Origin of the sequence: Litchfieldella anticariensis FP35 = DSM 16096 (assembly GCF_000409775.1) — a bacterium.
Lineage (GTDB): Bacteria > Pseudomonadota > Gammaproteobacteria > Pseudomonadales > Halomonadaceae > Litchfieldella > Litchfieldella anticariensis.
Genome location: NZ_KE332388.1, coordinates 827103 through 841236, shown reverse-complemented (window position 1 = coordinate 841236; position 14134 = coordinate 827103). Strand labels below are relative to the sequence as shown.

Genomic DNA, 14134 nt, shown 5'->3' with positions numbered 1-14134 from the left:
TACTCGCGAATATCTTGCTGTTCAACGGGCGGAAACTCGCAACGTGCTTCGTCAGCGTTTGGAGCGTGCAGTGGCGGAAGGCGAACTGGCTGAGGAGACCGGCTGCAATGTCATCACGGCTTACTACACTACTGTATTACAGGGGCTCTCGATTCAAGCGCGGGATGGTGCAACCCGTGCGCAACTTGGGGACATCGCCAAGGCGGCAATGGCAGGCTGGGAAGCATTGACCTCCAAGCCGACTATGTATGACGAGGCTCAGCGCATCCGGACGACCTGAGCCGGTATCGTATCGGCTTGGCCTGAGGCTGGAGGTGGTTGGTTTGGGTTGCACCTCCTATTGTCCAGATAGGCTCCGGATGAACAACCTACCTAGAGGTCACATCTAGCTGCGTCGCCTGTCGCTCTCATGCCGATTATGCAGAATTTGCGGCTCCCAGTACGGCTGGCCGGCGAAGCGCTCGGCGAAGAAGTCGACGACGGTGCGTACCTTGGTCGCGAGGCGCCGTGTCGGCGGATAAACCGCATAGAGTGTCGAATCCTTCAGCGGATAGTCCAGCAGGACCGCCTGCAAGTCGCCGCGGTCGACCTCCTTACCCACGATGAAGGCTGGAAGGGCCGCCAGGCCCAGGCCCCTGAGAGCGGCGTCACGCAGCATCTCGGCGTTGTTGCCCTTGAACCGCCCCTTGGTACGAATCGATTCCCACTTACCGTCGACCAGGAAGCGCCATTGTTCTGCCGGGGTGGCATTAGTGTAAATGAGACAGTCGTGAGCGTGGAGTTCCTGTGGCGTGGCGGGAATGCCATGCCGATTGGCATATTCGGGGCTGCAAACGACCAGCCGGCGAATGGGGGCCAACCGGCGAGCGACCAAGGTTGAATCCTTGAGCGCTCCGATGCGGATGGCCATGTCGAAGCCTTCTGCGACCAAGTCCAGGTAGCGATCGTCCTGCTCAACTTGTACTTCGAATCGAGGATGCTGCTCCAGCAGCGTGGCAACGGCTGGCATCACGTGCATGGTGGTAAAGGCAAGCGGTGCCGCCATGCGCACCAGGCCTCGCGGCTCCGCAGAGGCCGAGGTAACGGCGTCGACGGCTTCATCGAGGTCGTCGAGGATGCGACGGGTGCGCTCATAAAAGGCGAGGGCGATATCGGTCGGGGTGACATGGTGTGTCGTGCGGTTGAACAGTTTCACGTTCAGGCTGGCTTCCAGTGCCGAGATGCGCCGGGTGACAACCGATTTCGATACCCCGAGCCGCTCGGCGGCCCGTGTGAAATTGCCGGTTTCCACCACCAGCGCAAAGGTAGCGAGGGCGCTCGATTCAGGCAGCATTTGCGTTGTCCTTTGATCAACACCATTGTTCATTAACAGCTGTTTCCAATAAATATAGCAACACTACACTGGTTGCCGTACCCACCCAAATCGGAAGACAGGAGCTTACGATGACCAGTGTGCTAGTCCTCTATTACTCCTCCTACGGCCATATCGAGACAATGGCGCATGCCGTAGCCGAGGGGGCCAGGGAAGCCGGTAGTCACGTTACCGTGAAGCGCGTGCCCGAGTTGGTGCCGACGGAAGTGGCACAGGCGGCGGGATACAAGCTCGACCAGCCGGCACCCGTGGCAACGGTCGAGGAACTGGCCGACTACGATGCCATCATCTTCGGTACCCCTACCCGCTATGGGAACATGACTGCACAGATGAAGAACTTCCTCGACCAGACCGGAGATATGTGGTTCGAGGGGAAGTTCATCGGCAAGACCGGGTCGGTCTTCACCTCGTCGGGTTCGCAACATGGTGGTCAGGAGTCGACGATCCTTACCTTTCAAACGGTCCTATTCCATCTCGGCATGGTAGTGGTTGGCCTGCCATATAGTTTCGAGGGGCAGATGGGTATGGACGAGATTCTCGGCGGCTCACCCTACGGAGCCGCAACGATCTCAGGATCCGATGATAGTCGTCGGCCCTCGGCCATCGAGCTGGACGGTGCCAGATTCCAGGGACGCCATGTCGCCGGCATTGCCGGGAAGCTGGCCAACCGAGGGGAGGTCGAATGAGTGAGCGACTCCTTCGGGTGATCGAAGAGGGTTCGGTGCAGCTTGAGTCGCGCGATCATATGGCGGAAAGCGAGTTCCGCCATATGATCTCTGACGACGGTATCGACGAGTTTGTGCCGGAGAAAGGCCGCTACCACCTATTCGTCTCCTATGCCTGCCCCTTTTCCCATTATGTCTTGCTGGGGCGTGCATTGAAGCGGCTTCAGAACATCGTGTCGGTCAGCCGCGTGGCTCCCTTACTGGGCGCACGCGGTTGGCGATTCGACCCACCGGATCCGGTGTCCCGGGCAGATACGCTGGCAGACATCTATCAACAGACTCGTCCGCAATATGAAGGACGGATCACGGTGCCCGTGCTATGGGACAAGAAGACAAGCCAGATCGTCAGTAATGACTCGACGGACATCTTTCTCATGCTGGACAGCGCTTTCGTACGCCTGGCGCCGGCCACGCCGCGCCTTTATCCAGAGGATCTCGCCAAGTCGTTGGGTAAGGTGAGTGCCTTCATACGGGAATATATTAACCATGGCGTCTACCAGGCGGGCTTTGCATCGGATCAGCAGCGCTATGACCGGGCCGTGGCAAGCCTCTTCGAAGCTTTGGACATTCTGGAGGCGACCTTTCCGGACGACGACTGGCTGTTTGGTGACCGTCTCACGGAAGTCGACATTCGCCTCTTCGTCACGCTGATTCGCTTCGATGCTGTCTATCACACTCATTTCAAGTGTAATTGGCGACATGCCTACGATTACCCTCGTCTATGGGCCTTCGCCAGGCGGTTCTATTCATTGCCTGGGGTGAGTGAAACGGTACATATGAAGGAAATACTGAACCATTACTACGCGAGCCAACAGACGATCAATCCAGTTGGTATCGTACCGCGTGGACCTGACATTATCGGTCGTCTGAGTTTGTCGGCCTATTGAGCCAGATGATCGGCGAGGGGAGGGAGCGGGGTCATGACTTTTCAGGCAAAGTCTTAGATGGCTACCTGCGCTTCCTTGTCGTAATTAATCATCCAGGCAACGCCGAATCGGTCCATCAGCATGCCGAAGCGATGCGCCCAGAAGGTCTCCTCGAGCGGCATCTGCACGGTGCCATTGTCGGCCAGGGTGTTGAAGAGCCGTTCGGTCTCCTCTACCGAGTTGACACCAACCGCAATACTCGCGCCCTTGATGCCTTCATAGGGTGCGGGGCAGGCAGGGGAGTTGTCCGAGGCCATCAAGGTTTGGTTGCCGATGCGCAGTCGGGCGTGCATGACCATGTTACCGGCTCCTTCGGGTATCTCCATGCCTTCGCTGGCAGGTATTTCGGCGTAGGTGGCCATGGCCTCTAGCTTGGTATCGAAGCAACGCTGGTAGAACTCGAAGGCTTCGCGGCAATTGCGTCGAAGATCAGGTAGGTAGAAAGCTGTATAGTGGATCTCCAGGGGGTTGTTGTAGGTGTTACTTCCCTTCGTCGATTCACCGTAGTCGATTTCGACTCGATCGCTCATTTTCTTTCCGCTAGCCGCTGAAGGCGGGTGGCTTGCTCCGAGAGGGCATCGCGCAGCCCGGGTGGGTCGAGGATCTCGAAGTCGAAGGGCTGGCGGGCCAACTGGCGGGCAAACCAGGCCAGGCTGTCGGTGTGGGCGTGCAGCATCACTTCGCTTCCGTCGGGCGTGAACACGCCGATATTATGGCCCAGCTCTTCTACGGCATGGGCAAGGTCGGTGTGCAAGCGCACGCTGACGGCGCTGGCGCGAGGCAGGCTGGCGATGCTGCGGTGCAAATGCTCGGCGGGATCGAAATCGACCGGTCGCTCGAAGCTGGCCTCGAGCAGCGTGGCCTCGGCGATGCGATCCAGGCGGAAGCTGCGCAGGTCGCGGCGCAGGTGGCACCAGCCACTGACGTACCAGCGCCCGCCGCGAAAGACCAGCCCATAGGGATTGAGCACACGCCGGGTGTGCTGCTCCCGGTCGTCGCAATAGTCGAGCCGGACCCGCTGGCGGGCCTGGGTGGCGGTAGCGAACAGGATCAGCAGGCGTTCGTCGCCAGGCGCGCGTGCCGAAGGCAGTTCAAGCCGTGCGCTCTCGCTCAGGGCGTGCGCCTGGCGCTTCAACTTGGCGGACATGACCCGCTCCAGTTTGGCCCGCGCGGTTTCCTGCGCCGGAGCTGTCTCGGCAATGCCCAGTCCCCGTATGGCGAGTAGCCCCAGCGAGACGGCAAGCGCCTCTTCGCTGGTCAGCATCAGCGGCGGCAGCTTGAAGCCGGGCATCAGGCGGTAGCCGCCGTGCCGCCCCCGCTCAGTGGTGACGGGAATACCGAGCTCCTCCAAGGCCTGGATGTAACGTCGCAGCGTACGACGGTCGATGTCCAGCCGCTCAGCCAGTTCACGGCCGCTCATGTGGCGGTGGGTCTGCAGCAGTTCCAGTAGCGTGAGGACACGAACGGTGGGGTTGGCCAAGCTGATCTTCCGCCTTTAATAGGACGCTATTTGCCCTATTTAGCCATTACCTTGCTGACAAGGCCAGCCGCAGAGGCCTGGCTTTCATTACCAAACTCAGCAAGGAGCAAGACAATGGAACCCGTTCTCTTCTATGGCGTACCGCAAGGCTGCTCGTTCGGCACTATCGTGGCACTCGAGTGGCTCGGCCAGCCCTACCGGCTGTGCCGCATCGAAATGCTGGAACAACCCTGGGATCCGCTCTTCGCCAAGGTGAATCCCCTGTTCCAGACCCCGTCTTTATTGCTTGAAGATGGCGAGCCGCTTAGCGAGAGCCTGGCGATTCTGCAACACCTGGCGGCACGCGATCTCAGCACGCGGCTGGGCTTCGAGCAGGGCAGCCGGGAATTCGATCGCTTGAACCAGATGTTAGCCTACCTTAACACCGACTTCTTCTCGGCTTTCAATCCGCTATGGGCGCTCTATGAGACCCAGGGATTGAATGGCGTGGAGCAGGCGCTACTGCGCCGGTTGGGCCGCGAGAAAGTCGCTGAGGGCTGTGCTTATCTCAATGGCTTGCTGGCCGATCGTGAGTGGCTGCTGGGCGATGAGCGCAGCATAGCGGATGCCTACTTCGTCGGTATCGCTCGCTGGGCGGAGTATCACCGTCTGTTCGACATGCCCCGCGAATATCCACACTTGGCCCGCCACCTTATCAAGCTCAGGGAGGATCCGGCGGTGAGCTTTGCCGATGCCATCGAGCGCGGCGAGCCCGCCACGGGGCGGGGGCACTTTTATGGCCATGTCACCCTGGAGGAGTTGCGTTCGCGTCTGGTCGCTTGAGAAAGGCGGGACTCCGGGGAGGGTCGTCCTCCCCGGCTTTTTAGCCGAATGGATGCCGACGAGATGATCCCCGATACTAGTCGGCGATCTCGTCATAGCCGCGCCCGAGAAACTGCACAAAGCAAAAACCATGACCGAAGGGGTCGGCCATCAGCGCTAGACGGCCCCACTCATGGGTGGTGATCGGTTGTTCCAACTCGGCGCCGGCAGCGACGGCCGCCTCCACGGCCATGTCGATATCGTCGATCACGAAGTCCAGATGGAGCGGGGTCCAGTGCCGGCCGTAATGGCGGTGCTGTGCTGCGTTCTTCCAGGCCGGAGTGTCGGCGTGTTTGGCCAGCAGATAGAGTGGCGTCGGTCCGCCGACCAATTCCGCGACGTCGCCGCCGAACCGTCGACCGACCTCGAGTCCGAAGGCAGCAGTGTAGAACCCGATGGCTCGCTCGAGATCGTCCACATCCAGATTGACGAGAAACTCCATGATGTCACTCCTGACGGCAAGGTATACCGTTTACTCTGATGGTCTGTAAGTAAGGACTTACTGGGGTGCCTCGGAATATCAGGGAAAGCGTAGCAAGCGTTGCTCGGTTAGTGACGTTACGGCGAAGTAAAGGCTCGCTCAGGATGGCCGAAACATGAAAGCCATCTTTGGAGTGAGAAACCCGCCGGCTTGGAAAGCCGGCGGGCCTGTCAATCGGACGTGTCGAAAGTAAGCAATGTCTAGGCGGTTTCCGCTGGCAGTTGAGCGGCTTCCCAATCCGCCTTGCCTCCCTTGTAGACACTAACGTCGTTATAGCCCAGTGCAACGAGCTGATTGGCGACCATATGCGAGTTCTGGCAGGTCTCGCTGGCGCAATACACCACCAGTTCGGCGTCCTTGTCCGGTAACAGGTCCGAGGCGAGCTGCTTGACCTGATCATGGTTGATGTTGATGGCATTCGGCAGGTGCCACTGTCGAAAATACTTCTCCGGCAGGGCTTCCACCAGCGTCGGCTGATTCGGGCCATTGAGTCGAGCGACAAGCGCTTCACGGCTGATCGTCTTCATTTTCATGCTCCAAGTGTCGGCTATTCGCCATGCCTATGGACTCGTTGTCTTGACAACGTGAAGAGAAGCGTAGGTCTTGCGGTAGCGCAATGAAATGGACGATATTTGCAATCAAGTATTGCAATGGTGCAAAACATGCGTCTTGCCTGGGATGACCTGCGACTGTTTCTTGCGATTGCGCGTGCCGGCACGCTTGCCGGGGCGTCACGCACGCTTGGTGTCAACCACTCGACCGTGTTTCGGCGGCTCAATGCCATGGAAACAGGGCTGGAGGTTCGGCTGTTCGAGCGGCTACCGGAAGGCTATGTGCTGACGGCAGCGGGTGAGATCATGCGGCATCGCGCCGAGCGTGTGGAGGAAGAGACCCAGGCCGTCGAGAGGGAATTGCGCGGGCGGGACGTGCGACTCTCCGGACGGATCTGCGTCACCACGACCGATACCCTGGCAAATGGCTTCCTTGCGCCCTTGTTTGCCGGGTTCTGCGAACGCTATTCAGGCATCGAATTGGAACTATTGATCGTCAATGCCTTTCTGGATCTAGCCCGACGTGAAGCGGATGTCGCCATTCGCCCCACCGAAGCGCCGCCGGAGAACCTGATTGGGCGCCGACTGGGCACCATTCGCTGGGGACTGTATGGCGCTCGCGACTATCTACGTGAGCGTCCTCGGCTACACGACCCAAGTCGGCCGGAAGGTCATTGTTTCATCGCTGGCAACGACATGATTCGTCATCTCGCCAGCAGCCGCTGGCTGAACGAACGGGTGCCGTCAGAGGCCGTCGCGATACGTACCAATAGTGTCGTCGCGGCAATGGGAGCTGCCCGCGCGGGTGCAGGGCTTGCCATGCTGCCGCATTACATGGCCCGCCAAGAACGCGAGCTTGAATGCGTGCTGGCTATTGGCCCGGAAGTGGCAACCGACCTGTGGTTGCTGGTACATCCAGATCTGCGCCATAGTGCCCGCATTCGCGCCTTCATGGCGTTCACCGTCGAGACGGTAGGAGCACGCTGGGCCGAACTCGAGGATGTGTAGTCACCGTTCGGGTGTCCCTTCACGCTGTTTGTCTTGCCACTCTGCCATCGTGAATACTGGCGCCTCGGACGGGGCGGGTGGTTCCCTGCCGAGGATGAGGTCGGCCCCTTTCTCACCGATCATGATGGTGGGGGCGTTGATATTGCCATTGGTAACGCTGGGCATGATTGAAGAGTCGACCACGCGCAAGTTGTCGATTCCATGCACGCGACATTCGGGATCGACCACGGCCATGGGATCGCTGCCCATGCGGCAGCTGCCGCAGGGGTGGTAGGCTGTTTCGGCCGTCTCTGCCACCCAGTCATCGATCTCGGGATCGCTTTGCACCCCCTTGCCAGGGGAAATCTCCTCGCCACGGTAAGGATCGAACGCGGGTTGGGCGAAGATCTCACGGGTCAACCGCAGAGCGGTGCGATAGTCTTGCTTGTCTTCTTCTTCGTGCAGGTAATTGAAGAAAATTTCCGGCGCATCGGCTGGGTCACTGGACTTGAGACGTACCCAGCCGCGGCTCTTGGGCTTGTTGGCGCCCAGATGAACCTGAAAGCCGTGACCTTCGGCGGCGCTGGAGCCGTCGTAGGCGATGGCACCGGCCAGGAAGTGGTACTGCAGGTCGGGGTATTTGAGCCCAGCACGGCTGCGGATATAGGCGTTGGATTCGAAATGGTTGCTGGCGCCCAAGCCACTTTTGAACAAGAACCAACGGGCGCCGATCAAGAACTGTGACAAGGGGTTGAGCCAGCCGTTAAGGGTGATTTTCTGGGTACAAGTTTGCTGGACCCAAACCTCCAGATGATCGTGAAGGTTCTGCCCCACGCCGGGCAGGTCGTGGACGACCTCGACGCCATGTCGCTTGAGATGCTCGGCTGGGCCGATGCCGGAGAGCATCAACAGCTTGGGTGAGTTGAAGGCGCTGGCAGCGAGGATGACTTCGCGCTTGGCTTGTACGCGCACGGTCTTGCCGTGTTGGCGATACTCGACGCCTACGGCTCGAACACCATCCATCAGCACCCGGGTGGTCAAGGCGTGCATCTCGAGCCTGAGATTGTCGCGCTTCAGCGCCGGCTTGAGATAGGCATTGGCGGTGGAGCAGCGCACCCCGTCACGCACGGTCATGTCCATGCGGCAGAATCCTTCCTGGCGGTAGCCGTTGTAGTCCTGGCTTTCGCCATAACCCGCCTGGCGTCCGGCCTCGATGAAGGCGCGGTAAAGCGGGTTTTTCATGTTGTTACCATTGCATACGCCCAGCGGGCCATCGGTGGCGCGATATTCATCGGCACCATAGACACAGTCCTCGGCGCGCTTGAAGTAAGGCAGCACCTCGGCATAGCTCCACCCCTTGGCCCCCAGTTCGACCCATTCGTCGAAATCGCCGGCACAGCCGCGCACATAGGCCATGCCGTTGATTGAGGAGGAACCGCCAATCACCTTGCCGCGGGCCTGATGGATACGGCGCCCATGAAGCCCCGGCTCTGGTTCGGTATAGAACCCCCAGTCGAAGCGTGGCTTGTTGAGGGGGATGGAAAAGGCAGTGGGCATCTGGATGTAGATGGAGTTGTCCTTGCCACCGAATTCCAATACCAGCACTTGGTACTGGCCATCGGCGCTCAGCCGGTCAGCGAGGACCGAGCCGGCCGAGCCAGCGCCGACGATGACATAGTCGGCGGACTGGTCGAAGGCTTGGTTGCTCATGACGTTACTCCTTGTCCTGGGCGAACTCCGCGAAGCTCTAGCGCCCAGCCGTGGAGGGTGTGTCCGGCATGATGGCTTCGCCACCGGGCAGTTCCCGCTGGGTATGCAAGAAGAACAGGTGCCGTTCGTACTGGTCGAGAATGTCGGCAATCAACTGTTCCTTGGTGTAACCGTAGACGTCGTATCCCTGCCCCCCCTCACCAATATGTACCTGCAAACGATAGTAATGGGTGCCGGCACGGGTGGCGCGGATGGAAAAGGCGGGCATGGCGCATTGGTGGGGCCAGATCTGGTAGGTGAAGTCCTGCTCGACGCCCAGGTTCACATTCAGTGCCAAGTGTTCGTCCTTGCCGCTGCCTTCGACGATCTCCACGGGAAATCCTTTTTCGGACAGTACCTCGCGAATATCCTCCATGGCCGGCTTGGCCTCTTCGCTCAGGAAGCGGCGAGCCTGATCATGATTGGGGAAACTTACGGCTCGAGTCAGACGCTGGCGCCAGTTGTGGGCAACGCCTTCGCCAGGCATGGTGCGACCGGACAGGTGGCCGGCCATGCTGCCGCGCAGGCTGTCTTCCTTGAGCCCCTCCACCTTCAGTGCCTTGAACAGGCCGAGCATCATCAGCAGGAGAACGAAAGCGAAGGGCAGGCCCATGACCACCACCATACTCTGCAGGGCGCCGAGACCGCCGGCCATCAGCAGGGCCAAGGTCAGCACACCGATGATCCCGGCCCACAGGATACGCATCCAGGAGGGAGCGTCATGATTGGGGTCGGTGAGTACCGAGGTCAGGTTGGATAGCACCAGCGAACCGGAATCACCGGAGGTAACGAAGAACACGATGGCGAGGATGGTCGTTACCACGGTGGTCAGCCCGACCCACGGGTAGCTCTGCAGGAACAAGTAGATGGCGGAGCCTGGGTTGTTCATGGCTTGTTGGCCGAAATCCATGACGCCGGTGTCGTTCATCACCAGGTCGATGGCGCTGTTTCCCATGATCGACATCCATGCCATCATGAAAGACAGTGGCAGGATCAGGGTGCCGGCTACGAACTGCCGGATGGTGCGTCCTCGGGAAATGCGTGCCAGGAACAAGCCAACGAAGGGGCCCCAGGCAATCCACCAGGCCCAGAAGAACACCGTCCAGGCATTGAGCCAGTCGGTGGGCGGGTCGAAGGCATAGGTATTGAACGACAAGTTGACGAAATGAGCCAGGTAATCGCCAACGTTCATCACCAGTGCGTTGAGCAGGAACAGGGTCTTGCCGCTGAACAGCACGAACAGCATCAGCAGCAGCGCCAGCAGCATGTTGAATTCGGAGAGTCGACGAATGCCCTTGTCGACCCCGGTTACCGCAGAAATGGCGGAAAAGACAACGATCATGACGGCCAGTGCCGCTTGGGTGGCGGTGCTCTCCGGTATACCGAACATGTAGTCGAGGCCGAAATTGAGCTGGATGATGCCAATGCCGAGACTGGTGGCGATGCCGAAAACCGTGCCCAGTACGGCGGCGATATCGACGGTATGGCCGATAGCGCCCTGGATGCGTTTTCCGAAGATAGGATAGAGGGCGGAGCGGATGGTCAGCGGCAGGCCATGGCGGTAGCTGAAGAAGGCCAGTGACATGCCCACCAAGGTATAGATCCCCCAACCGGATAGTCCCCAGTGCAGGAAGGTCAGCTCCATGGCATGGCGTGCGGCCGCCTCGCTGCCGGCAGACCCCGTTGGTGGAGCCAGGAACTGGGTGACTGGCTCGGCGACGCAGAAGAACAGTAGGTCGATGCCGATCCCCGCGGAGAACAACATGGCAGCCCACGTGATCGCGTTGAAGTCGGGGGTGGAGTGTGCCGGTCCCAGCCGAAGTTTGCCAAAGCGCGACAGGCCGATAGCGATGACGAAGACCAGATAGAGCACCACCGCAACGAAGTAGAACCAACCGAAGCTGTCGGAGATCCAGGCCAGCACGGTGTTGATCACGGCGCTGGCTGGTTCGGTGAAGATCATGGTCCACAACGCGAAGGCCACGATGCCGATGGCCGAACCATAGAAGACCACAGGATTGATACGATCTCGCCGGGGAGCGAGAGGAGTCTGCGAATTGGTGGGCTCGTTCGCCATGCCAAGCTCCTTCTGGAATGGGCCGGGAATTCTGTGGGATCTAGCCTCTACCGTTTGCTCTCTACCCTTGTGGTATAGAGGCGTAATGCCGTACCTGTCCAGATTGTCAATGGCGCCTGACCGGTAACGGTGCCATGCTGATTATTGCCACGCATGCGACCGCTCGTCGGTCATGAAGGCTGCCCATGTCAATATCAGCTATCGCGCGTATTACCGTGCCAGCAGTCATCGGGCTTACTCTGCTCGCGTGGTTGCATGTGGCTGTTGGGCGGGAACTTGCCGCCGATATTGATGACATGGTCGAAGTCGAAATCGCGACCGTCGCCATCGCGGGGCCGGCGGGCCCTCCCGTCGTCTTGTTACGGGAGCCGGGGGCGCGTGAAGTGATCCCCATTTTCATTGGTATCACCGAAGCTCAAGCCATCATTCGTGGGCTGCGCGGCGATCAGCCGCGTCGTCCCATGACGCATGAGCTTTTGGGCGATGTACTTGCTGGGGCTGAGGTGCGTCTGGAGCGGGTCTACGTCGACGCCATCGTCGACAATGTGTTTCTAGGCATGCTCGAACTGCGACGGAAGGGGGACGACACGCCGATTCGCATCGATAGCCGGCCAAGCGATGCGATTGCGTTGGCTCTGAAGGCCGGTGCCTCCATCCACGTCGCGCCGCAGGTATTGGAGGCAGCACGGCAAATCGAGTACGAGGGGCTGGAGGAGCAAGTGGTCACCGCCTTGGGAATCACGGTGGCGCCGGCCACCGATGACCTTCGCGATGCACTCGAACTGCCGGATCAGGATGGTGTGCTGGTCAGCGATGTGAGAGGTCCTGCCGTGGATGCAGGAATGGAACCCGGAGCCTTGTTGTTTGAAGTGAATGGCCGCACGCCGGGGACGCCGATGATCTTCCTTGAACTCGTGCGCGATACTCCCGAAGGCGAGGACGCACATCTTCGTTACTGGCAGGCCGGCGAAGAGCACGAGCTTGAACTGTCGACCAAGGTGCCATCACCCAGCCCTCGCGCTCAGCCCCAACCCCGGCAAGAGGAGCCGGGAGTCGAAACGTAAGGGGCTTGCCTATTCAAGGGGGCTGAACCAACTTGTCCCATGTTGCCATGGCACAGTCAGCGATGCTCATCAATGTCTGGCGTGATGCGCCATCGCGTGCCTGGATGGACATGCCGTGCTGCACGGTAGCGAAGTAGGTTGCGATGGCCCGACAGTCCGTGCCAGGTGACAGTTCGCCTTCCTCGACTGCACGTTGCAGACGGCGCTCCAAAACGTGAACGTTGTTAGCGCGACGCTTCTTCAACTCGTCGCAGACTGTCGCATTCGCTCCCTGCATCTGTGGTGCGGCCAGTACTATCAAGCACCCCCGGGATTCCGACCCGCGCGTATAGGCCCTTGCGGAGGCCCGTAATACATGCTCGATGGCTTCACGTGCCGTGGGTACCGTATCCACCTGGTCCCAAATGCCATTGCCTTCCGTACGAACATAGAGGTCCACGGCTTCCTTGAACAACGCTTCCTTGCTACCGAATGCGGCATACAGGCTGGGGGAGTTGATCTGCATGGCCCGAGTAAGATCCGTCATGGAGGCGTTATCGAACCCTTGTGTCCAGAATACCTCCATCGCCCGGCGCAGGGCGTCTTTCCTGTCGAAGTTGCGGGGTCTTCCGCGTGTCGCCATACCAAGAGCCTTTTCTGTTACGAATGATATAAAAATAAATCAATGTTCACGCTGAAGCCAGCCATCACCCTAGATGCTGCTGGATATTGCCATGCTGGCTTCGCTCGTTGTCGCGGCGGTCTTCAGTATCGCGCTTGGGTATCCGCTGTGAATGGGCATCATCTGTGTCGATTTTAGCGTTCACCGAACGACCAGATGATGAACATGGCCGTTGCGATACCGGGAGCCCATCATGAAATACTTGTGTCTGATCTACACCGACGAGCAGAAAGTGAATGCCATGCCTCCCCATGAAGTCGAGATAGTGGTCAACGAATGCCTGGAGCATTGTGAGCGGCTGCGTGCCAATGGCCAACTGATCGCCTCGGCGCGCCTCGGCTCAGTGGCGTCCGCCGCTACCGTACGGACCCAGAATGGCGGTGCGTTCGTCACCGATGGACCGTTCGCCGAAACGAAAGAGCAATTGGGTGGGTTCTACTTGATCGAGGCTCGGGATCTGAACGAAGCGATTCGCATCGCTTCCCATATTCCACCAGGGCGTTTGGGGTGCGTCGAGGTGCGTCCGATCAGCGATCACGATCTCCAGTAAAACGATCTTTGCTTCACACTCTTGACCTCAACTTTACTTGAGGTCTTATAACTGGGCTTACCCGTAAAACCCAGCAAGAGGACGTGACAGATGCATGGAAAGATCAAGCTTGCAGTGATCTACGGCAGCGTACGTGAGGGGCGTTTCTGCGATACCGTTGGTGGATGGGTCGTGGAACAGGTTCGCACAAGTGAAGAATTTGACCTGGATGTCATCGATCCACTCGACGAAAGCGCCAAGGGGGAATCGCTCAGAAGACGGATCGGAGAGGCCGATGCCTTTATCGTGGTGACCCCTGAGTACAACCATTCCTACCCGGCAGCGCTCAAGGGGCTTATCGATGCCGTCAATGCCGAATGGCAGGCGAAGCCCGTCGCTTTTGTCTCCTATGGAGGGGCTTCCGGTGGCCTGCGAGCCGTGGAGCACTTGCGCACCGTGTTCGCCGAACTGCATGCCGTTGGCACTCGCGACGGCGTGAGCTTTCCGAATGTCTGGGAGCATTTCGATGCTCAGGGCGATCTCAAACATCCGGCTCGCGCGCAGCGTGGAATGACGGTCCTGCTCGCGCGTCTCGGCTGGTGGGCACAGGCGCTGCGTGAGGCGCGTACCCACCGGAGCTACTCGGAGGTGGTGGCATGAAGGGAGTCGAA

Annotated in this window: 16 protein-coding genes; 8 read left to right on the top strand and 8 right to left on the bottom strand. The window is 59.6% G+C overall.

All coding sequences use genetic code 11. The features are described 5' to 3' along the window. Nucleotides 1–43 precede the first annotated feature (43 nt). Entirely contained in the window at nucleotides 44–280 is a 237-nt protein-coding gene (locus L861_RS10800) for a hypothetical protein (RefSeq protein WP_016415992.1), read from the top strand. A gap of 105 nt (nucleotides 281–385) precedes the next feature. On the opposite strand, the gene L861_RS10795 is transcribed toward L861_RS10800, so the two are convergent. Next, nucleotides 386–1333: a LysR family transcriptional regulator gene (locus L861_RS10795; protein WP_016415991.1), complete on the bottom strand. Its 948-nt coding sequence runs from the start codon at nucleotides 1331–1333 to the stop codon at nucleotides 386–388. A 110-nt stretch (nucleotides 1334–1443) separates the two neighbouring features. On the opposite strand from L861_RS10795, the gene wrbA reads away from it, so the two are divergent. Next, nucleotides 1444–2058, top strand: coding sequence for an NAD(P)H:quinone oxidoreductase (gene wrbA / locus L861_RS10790; protein ID WP_016415990.1), 615 nt, complete (start codon nucleotides 1444–1446; stop codon nucleotides 2056–2058). Further along, a complete protein-coding gene (locus L861_RS10785; protein WP_016415989.1) occupies nucleotides 2055–2984 on the top strand; it encodes a glutathione S-transferase family protein in 930 nt (309 codons plus the stop codon). The genes wrbA and L861_RS10785 overlap by 4 nt, the downstream gene beginning before the upstream one ends. Before the next feature lie 53 nt (nucleotides 2985–3037). On the opposite strand, the gene L861_RS10780 is transcribed toward L861_RS10785, so the two are convergent. Further along, nucleotides 3038–3553 carry a VOC family protein gene (locus L861_RS10780; RefSeq protein WP_201766422.1) on the bottom strand — a complete coding sequence of 172 codons (516 nt, stop codon included), beginning with the start codon at nucleotides 3551–3553 and terminating at the stop codon, nucleotides 3038–3040. Further along, nucleotides 3550–4503, bottom strand: a complete 954-nt coding sequence (locus L861_RS10775; RefSeq protein WP_016415988.1) for a helix-turn-helix transcriptional regulator — start codon at nucleotides 4501–4503, stop codon at nucleotides 3550–3552. The genes L861_RS10780 and L861_RS10775 overlap by 4 nt, the downstream gene beginning before the upstream one ends. A 114-nt stretch (nucleotides 4504–4617) precedes the next feature. On the opposite strand from L861_RS10775, the gene L861_RS10770 reads away from it, so the two are divergent. Further along, nucleotides 4618–5325 carry a glutathione S-transferase family protein gene (locus L861_RS10770; protein ID WP_016415987.1) on the top strand — a complete coding sequence of 236 codons (708 nt, stop codon included), beginning with the start codon at nucleotides 4618–4620 and terminating at the stop codon, nucleotides 5323–5325. 76 nt (nucleotides 5326–5401) lie between these two features. Here the strand turns inward: L861_RS10770 and L861_RS10765 are convergent, their stop codons facing one another. Beyond that, nucleotides 5402–5806, bottom strand: coding sequence for a VOC family protein (locus L861_RS10765; protein ID WP_016415986.1), 405 nt, complete (start codon nucleotides 5804–5806; stop codon nucleotides 5402–5404). 239 nt (nucleotides 5807–6045) lie between these two features. Further along, complete coding sequence (locus L861_RS10760) at nucleotides 6046–6372, bottom strand: rhodanese-like domain-containing protein (protein WP_016415985.1); 327 nt, start codon at nucleotides 6370–6372, stop codon at nucleotides 6046–6048. Nucleotides 6373–6507: 135 nt separating this feature from the next. Between L861_RS10760 and L861_RS10755 the strand changes: the two genes are divergently transcribed. After that, nucleotides 6508–7404 (top strand): LysR family transcriptional regulator, encoded by an 897-nt coding sequence (locus tag L861_RS10755; RefSeq protein ID WP_027948159.1) that lies wholly within the window; start codon nucleotides 6508–6510, stop codon nucleotides 7402–7404. Here L861_RS10755 and betA read toward each other — a convergent pair whose 3' ends face one another. Together betA and betT are read right to left on the bottom strand one after the other, a co-directional pair. Beyond that, complete coding sequence (gene betA / locus L861_RS10750) at nucleotides 7405–9093, bottom strand: choline dehydrogenase (RefSeq protein WP_016415983.1); 1689 nt, start codon at nucleotides 9091–9093, stop codon at nucleotides 7405–7407. 37 nt (nucleotides 9094–9130) lie between these two features. Beyond that, a complete protein-coding gene (gene betT / locus L861_RS10745; protein ID WP_016415982.1) occupies nucleotides 9131–11209 on the bottom strand; it encodes a choline BCCT transporter BetT in 2079 nt (692 codons plus the stop codon). A 185-nt stretch (nucleotides 11210–11394) separates the two neighbouring features. On the opposite strand from betT, the gene L861_RS10740 reads away from it, so the two are divergent. After that, nucleotides 11395–12273 carry a bifunctional nuclease domain-containing protein gene (locus tag L861_RS10740; protein WP_016415981.1) on the top strand — a complete coding sequence of 293 codons (879 nt, stop codon included), beginning with the start codon at nucleotides 11395–11397 and terminating at the stop codon, nucleotides 12271–12273. Between the two features lie 13 nt (nucleotides 12274–12286). Here the strand turns inward: L861_RS10740 and L861_RS10735 are convergent, their stop codons facing one another. Next, nucleotides 12287–12895: a TetR/AcrR family transcriptional regulator gene (locus L861_RS10735; RefSeq protein ID WP_021029169.1), complete on the bottom strand. Its 609-nt coding sequence runs from the start codon at nucleotides 12893–12895 to the stop codon at nucleotides 12287–12289. Nucleotides 12896–13127: 232 nt separating this feature from the next. Here L861_RS10735 and L861_RS10730 point away from each other — a divergent pair, with 232 nt between their 5' ends. Both L861_RS10730 and L861_RS10725 read left to right on the top strand, forming a co-directional pair. Continuing rightward, nucleotides 13128–13484 carry a YciI family protein gene (locus L861_RS10730; RefSeq protein ID WP_016415979.1) on the top strand — a complete coding sequence of 119 codons (357 nt, stop codon included), beginning with the start codon at nucleotides 13128–13130 and terminating at the stop codon, nucleotides 13482–13484. A 90-nt stretch (nucleotides 13485–13574) separates the two neighbouring features. Next, the gene (locus L861_RS10725; protein ID WP_016415978.1) at nucleotides 13575–14123 is read left to right on the top strand and encodes an NADPH-dependent FMN reductase; all 549 of its coding nucleotides are present in this window, start codon (nucleotides 13575–13577) and stop codon (nucleotides 14121–14123) included. The last annotated feature ends 11 nt before the right edge of the window (nucleotides 14124–14134 follow it).

What these genes read in the sequence shown, in the direction of transcription:
- L861_RS10795 (WP_016415991.1), bottom strand. Translation starts at nt 1,333, where the DNA reads ATGCTGCCTGAATCGAGCGCCCTCGCTACCTTTGCGCTGGTGGTGGAA.
- wrbA (WP_016415990.1), top strand. Translation starts at nt 1,444, where the DNA reads ATGACCAGTGTGCTAGTCCTCTATTACTCCTCCTACGGCCATATCGAG.
- L861_RS10785 (WP_016415989.1), top strand. Translation starts at nt 2,055, where the DNA reads ATGAGTGAGCGACTCCTTCGGGTGATCGAAGAGGGTTCGGTGCAGCTT.
- L861_RS10780 (WP_201766422.1), bottom strand. Translation starts at nt 3,553, where the DNA reads ATGAGCGATCGAGTCGAAATCGACTACGGTGAATCGACGAAGGGAAGT.
- L861_RS10770 (WP_016415987.1), top strand. Translation starts at nt 4,618, where the DNA reads ATGGAACCCGTTCTCTTCTATGGCGTACCGCAAGGCTGCTCGTTCGGC.
- L861_RS10765 (WP_016415986.1), bottom strand. Translation starts at nt 5,806, where the DNA reads ATGGAGTTTCTCGTCAATCTGGATGTGGACGATCTCGAGCGAGCCATC.
- L861_RS10760 (WP_016415985.1), bottom strand. Translation starts at nt 6,372, where the DNA reads ATGAAGACGATCAGCCGTGAAGCGCTTGTCGCTCGACTCAATGGCCCG.
- L861_RS10755 (WP_027948159.1), top strand. Translation starts at nt 6,508, where the DNA reads ATGCGTCTTGCCTGGGATGACCTGCGACTGTTTCTTGCGATTGCGCGT.
- betA (WP_016415983.1), bottom strand. Translation starts at nt 9,093, where the DNA reads ATGAGCAACCAAGCCTTCGACCAGTCCGCCGACTATGTCATCGTCGGC.
- betT (WP_016415982.1), bottom strand. Translation starts at nt 11,209, where the DNA reads ATGGCGAACGAGCCCACCAATTCGCAGACTCCTCTCGCTCCCCGGCGA.
- L861_RS10740 (WP_016415981.1), top strand. Translation starts at nt 11,395, where the DNA reads ATGTCAATATCAGCTATCGCGCGTATTACCGTGCCAGCAGTCATCGGG.
- L861_RS10735 (WP_021029169.1), bottom strand. Translation starts at nt 12,895, where the DNA reads ATGGCGACACGCGGAAGACCCCGCAACTTCGACAGGAAAGACGCCCTG.
- L861_RS10730 (WP_016415979.1), top strand. Translation starts at nt 13,128, where the DNA reads ATGAAATACTTGTGTCTGATCTACACCGACGAGCAGAAAGTGAATGCC.
- L861_RS10725 (WP_016415978.1), top strand. Translation starts at nt 13,575, where the DNA reads ATGCATGGAAAGATCAAGCTTGCAGTGATCTACGGCAGCGTACGTGAG.